Here is a 3,568-nt window from a genome sequence, read left to right as displayed (position 1 = left end):
ACAGTTTTACTCTTTTCCTTTTTCACCTACTTTGGCACTTGCCTGGAATTCATCGTGATACTTGAATTTAGGCTCGCCCTCGAAAGCACCATCCAGTTTGTAGTGCTCGTGCATTGCCTTAACATCTTTTACCATTTTATCGAAGTCAAAGGTGTATTTCGCATCAACAGCCGGGGTAAATGGGGTGTAAGGCGGTTTCGCTCCTTTCCAGGGCGATCCTTCATAGTTCATGTGACAGGCATTGCAGCTTTCTTCAAACGCAAAATCCTGGCCTTTGTCTGCCAATGCTTTACGTTGCATGGTCTTGCCCGATTTCTCAAATGCCTGTCCTGCCTTACGATGATCGCCACGGAAATTCCGGCCAGGTCCATGGCAGGATTCACAGCCTACTGCAGCCAGCGGTTTCTTGGGCGCATCGATCGTATAGCCGCCTGCTTTGCCAAAGCCATCTACATGACAGCCTACGCAGTCTTTGTCTTGGGTATAGTCTTTTTCCGGATCCAGCCTGGCTTTGATTTTGGCTTCTTTTTTGGTATTTGGCTTGAGCGATTCCATTGCCTTGGCATGCGCGGTGTCTTTCCATGATTTGGCTTGCGATTTGTGACAGTTGCTGCATTTGGTGCGCCCTTCAAATGGAACATCTGAAGCGGCTATGCTACTTCCCGTCATCAATGCAAACATTGCTGCTATAGCAAGTGCATAGGCTGTAATGTACTTCATGTTCTCTCCTTTTTTCTAACTTAGGTCTTAACAGTAATAAATCTAGCCGTATTGTACGCGATCATCAGATTGTGTAAATGGTTTTGATTCTGCTAGTAGGGTTATTTCTAAGTGCTGCTCTTTATGGCAGTTTATATACCCAGTATCCTCCTTGCTGGTAGACAAGTTGCGCAGCTTTTAGGTCAAGCGGCGGAGGCTTGTCAGTAAAGGGAAGCATCTGGGCAATGAGTGTGTTTGTACTGGGCTCGTCTGCTAAAAAGAATACCCGGATGTCGCGATCAGAGAGTGATTGCAGCGTATAGGTGCTGTAATTATGTTCTTTCATCTCGACTTTCATGTGGGTGATCAGTCCATGGATATTGCTTGTCAGGGCATAGTTTTTGTAGGCCACACCAAATTTGTCCGGGTGCAGCAGGCCTAATTTGTATAAATCAGAGACATGGATCACCAGATAGGCTTCCTGGCTGGAGTCAATCAATTCACGTAATTGGGCTACGCCTGTTTCGGGTGTCTGAACGAGCGCTTCGGTGAAACGTCGGAATTGTTTATACTCTTCTTCTGTCGGTGCGCTCTGCGCGATATTGCTTTCATAGGCGCGGATGGTGTCGCTTTGTTCCTGCCAGCGCGCGGGTATGATGAGCGGTTCATTGAGGTGCCCGTTAAATAAGGTGTTGCGCTCCGATAGCAAGCGTATCTGGCGGGAGGTATCCCACCAGGCAAGGATGAGGGCGTTCGGGGAAGTGTGTTTGCCGATCGCAGTGGCTAATGCGCTAAGCTCCGATGGTTTGCGTTCCAGTGCGATCAGTGGTTCGCCGGTGTGATTTTCCCAGTTGAGCAGTACCGGTGCTTCTTGTTCTCGTTGCCCAAAATAGGCAAGCGCGACAGGTTTGTCGCTTTCTGCGACGCGTATTTCATGTTTGCTGATCTTGAGTGTCGGCCAGGCTTCCAGTTCGAGTTCCGGATATTTGCTTGCGTCCCCTTCGTTTATCAGTTGGTATTGATAGGGAGCAATTCCCGGGGTCAGCCATAAGTAGGCAAACCAGCTGAGTAAAATGAAACCTCCCGTTACGAGAGTAATGCCTAGTAACGGGAGGAACTTGTCTAGCCAGCGCACTTGTTGAGTGCGCTGGTTGTCGTTTGCAGTAGTCAAAGCTTAGCTTTGTTTACGTTTGCGCCAGCCAATCAGCGCTAAGGTGCCTGCGAGCAACATGCCGCCGCCTAGTCCCCCCAGTGAGATTTTTTCACTGGTGCTGTTCAGGTCCAGCAGACTGGTTTTCTTTGCTTCCAGTTTGCTGACACGCTCTTGCAGGGTGATCATTTCGCGCAGGCGGGTGTGTTCATCCTGAATCTCAACATACGCGCGATTCATCGGACCCCAGCCTTCAGTATAGGTCCAGCCACCAGGGTTGACGTGGGCAAAGCCTACGTGCATCTTGGCCAGGTCATTTTCAGCCATTTCCAGTACTTTGAGTTCCAATGAGGCAGGGTTGTTGCCTTTCGACCAGAATAGCTGGGTGAATAAACCAAAGCCTGGTTTGTCAGGTGCAGGCGGTGCTGGACGATTGGTTTTTTGTCCCGTCAGCAGGCCTTCATCATATAGCCCTTTCACGATGTCATGTGCTTCCTGGTATTTGGCAAGTCCTTCCAGGGTACCTTTGTCCATCAGTTCCAGGTAGGAACGGGCAAAACGTTCTGAGTGACATTGGCTACAGGTGACTGCCCATGAGTCCAGTCGTTTTTCTGACCATTCGCTCGTGATGTTTTCAGCAATACCCGGAACAAAAGGATAGTTGGCCCAGCGTATTTTTCTGACCATGTTGTGGGCGTATTCGCCTTCATATTCCATATGGCAGCCAGCACAGGTGGGGGCACTTTGTCCGCCTTTGGCAAAGGCATCTTTCAGCGGTACGTCCCAGTTCCATTGGTCGCCCTTCATGGCAACGACCTTGCCGTGCTTGGACATGGAGTAGGCTTCCCAGTTGTTGTGATCTACCCCGCTGTGGCAGGTTGCACAGGCTTCCGGTTTACGCGATTCTGCCGCTGAGAATTCATGTCTGGTATGGCAACCGTCACATTTGTTCTGGTTGTAATGACACATGGAGCAGCCATCAGCAACTTCACGCTGTGGCATCGCAGCCCAGACTGTGGTCTCAACGTTGGCTTTCCAGTCCAGCGCGTGTGATGGACGCCCTGCCGGCCATTGGCCATTCGGGAAAATCATGGTGTCGCGTTCCGATTCACGTTCTGCAAATTCTCGCAGGTGACAGGTGCCGCATAGATCCGCTGTCGGCATGATGATGTCTTTGGTGTGGTCCGCTTTCTTCTTGGCGTTCACTTCTACGTGACAGTCTATACAGCCTACTTCTTTCAGCTTTTCATCTGCGCCCAGTTTGCCCAGTGAACGCAGGTTATTTTCTACTTCTTCCAGCTTTTCTTTTTTGTAATACGTCGGATCTTCCGGTTTGAGGTTACGTACTTTGTCTAAGTTGGCATGGGTGCTGCGCTTCCATGCGTGTACCCACACCGGTGACTCGTCTGAGTGACATTCTACGCATTCTTTACGGCTGGCTACTTCCTTCATCGAGGAAGGTGGTTTGTAAAATGTGTTCGGGTCTAAATACATGCTATAGGGGATCGGTTCCCAGTATTCAGCCATCGTGCCACGCCCTGCTCCTTGTGCAGGATCTTTGTAGCGCTTGACCAGCGCTTCATAGGTCTCTTTCGGCGTCGCCTTGCTACGATCCAGATTCAATGCCTTGTACGTCTCATCCGGTACTGTCGACAGGTTCGCATGCAATACCCCAGCAAACATTACCCCACAGGCTATTGCTAGCCCCTTCAGCCATTT

The 3,568-nt window shown here is 50.1% G+C and carries 3 protein-coding genes; all 3 read right to left on the bottom strand.

What is annotated here, in order from left to right; translation table 11 throughout:
• Positions 1-6: 6 nt before the first annotated feature.
• On the bottom strand, positions 7-720 hold the full coding sequence (cycA, locus tag BLV54_RS14795; RefSeq protein WP_090572359.1) for a cytochrome c-550 CycA: 714 nt from the start codon (positions 718-720) through the stop codon (positions 7-9).
• Positions 721-841: 121 nt separating this feature from the next.
• Positions 842-1,870 (bottom strand): hydroxylamine oxidation protein HaoB, encoded by a 1,029-nt coding sequence (gene haoB, locus BLV54_RS14790; RefSeq protein WP_090572358.1) that lies wholly within the window; start codon positions 1,868-1,870, stop codon positions 842-844.
• Positions 1,871-1,873: 3 nt separating this feature from the next.
• Positions 1,874-3,532, bottom strand: coding sequence for a multiheme c-type cytochrome (locus BLV54_RS14785; RefSeq protein ID WP_090572360.1), 1,659 nt, complete (start codon positions 3,530-3,532; stop codon positions 1,874-1,876).
• Between the last annotated feature and the right edge of the window lie 36 nt (positions 3,533-3,568).

The sequence above is a fragment of the Nitrosomonas sp. Nm33 genome (assembly GCF_900107265.1).
Lineage (GTDB): Bacteria > Pseudomonadota > Gammaproteobacteria > Burkholderiales > Nitrosomonadaceae > Nitrosomonas.
Note: the sequence above shows the minus strand (reverse complement) of the source record. Positions and strands in the feature narration are given on the sequence as shown.

What these genes read in the sequence shown, in the direction of transcription:
- cycA (WP_090572359.1), bottom strand. Translation starts at nt 720, where the DNA reads ATGAAGTACATTACAGCCTATGCACTTGCTATAGCAGCAATGTTTGCA.
- BLV54_RS14785 (WP_090572360.1), bottom strand. Translation starts at nt 3,532, where the DNA reads ATGTTTGCTGGGGTATTGCATGCGAACCTGTCGACAGTACCGGATGAG.